We start from the raw sequence: 1,325 nt of genomic DNA on the forward strand, positions 1-1,325 counted from the left end.
ACAACGGCTGGCAAATTGGCGATGGAGCCGACTTTTAGCACAAATGTTGAATAGAATTACTAATCTTCAACATTGCACAAAAGTTCAATAGAAGTACTTCACCGGCTCTATTGCCAATTTGTTTGTTATGTGCCGTTTTATTCCATTTTATACATTTAACAATTGCTGAAACGTAAAGTCGGGTTTAAACATTTCAATTTCGTTTTGAGTTGATTCTTCTTGTGCTTCTTTGCCATAGATAAACATTTGCTGTTCATAATTTTTAACAGCCTCTTCAATGCTATTAAATTTTCCATCGGCTAGATTATCAGACAATATCAAGGCATCCACCAACCCACTATTTACTCCCTGCCCTGCAAAAGGCGGCATCAAATGTGCGGCATCCCCAATCATTGTTATGGGTAATGGGCGCTTGCTTTTCCAAGGCTTTTCTAAAGGAAATATCCGTGTAGCCAATCCTACAAATGACAACGTCGTATGAATCAATTCTTTGTAGCGTTCGTCCCAATCGGAAAATTCTTTCAGAAGAAAATCAACGACACTATTTCTGTTTTGAAAATCTACCTGCGTTTGGTTTTTCCATTCATCAGGTGTTTTAAAACTTATTCCAAAATGCAATGCACCATTATTATTGGGGTTAGCAAATAATAAATTACCTTGGTGAGATGCCATTAGCCGGTTTCCATTGCATAGCTGAAAAAATCCAGGACAGTTTATCTCTGGTTGATGAATATCGGCTTGTATATTGAAAGTACCTGTTTCTTCAACTTCCGTGTCAGTAACAAATTTTCTTACCTTGGACATCCCGCCATTGGCAAGAATAACCAAATCTGCTGTTTCACTCGGTTTATTCTCAAAAGTTAGTGTCCACTTCTTCTTACCAGGTTCAAGCATAACAAGTTTTCTATCCCAAATAACCGTGTCGTTTTCTAAACTATTCAACAAGATAGCCCTTAAGTCATTTCTGTTTATTTCAGGATTGTCAAATCGATTTTCGGGCTTTACATTTTTTGTGGATAAAATATTGCCTTTTTTATCAGCAATATTTACACCCATTGGTAAGGCTAAGTCATAATAAGTTTGTAACAATCCCGCTTTTTTCATTGCTTCCTGACCTGAACCTTTGTGTAGGTCAAGGGTTCCACCAAAAATTCTTGCCTCTCGGTCGTTGTCTCTTTCGTAAACTGAAACGTCTATGCCGTTTTGCTGTAATAATTTTGCCATAGTCAGTCCAACGGGTCCACCACCAATTATTGCAACGTTCTTATCACTAAGTAAATTCATTTGTTTGTCTGTATCTATTCGCATTGTCATTCAAAAATGGC

Annotated in this window: 1 protein-coding gene; it reads right to left on the reverse strand. The window is 37.4% G+C overall.

The genetic code is table 11. From position 1 onward, the window contains the following. Positions 1 to 147 precede the first annotated feature (147 nt). The gene (gene tet(X) / locus F1E73_RS16970) at positions 148 to 1,314 is read right to left on the reverse strand and encodes a tetracycline-inactivating monooxygenase Tet(X) (protein WP_005783159.1); all 1,167 of its coding nucleotides are present in this window, start codon (positions 1,312 to 1,314) and stop codon (positions 148 to 150) included. Between the last annotated feature and the right edge of the window lie 11 nt (positions 1,315 to 1,325).

The organism is Arenibacter lacus, assembly GCF_008711145.1.
Taxonomy (GTDB): Bacteria; Bacteroidota; Bacteroidia; order Flavobacteriales; family Flavobacteriaceae; genus Arenibacter; species Arenibacter amylolyticus.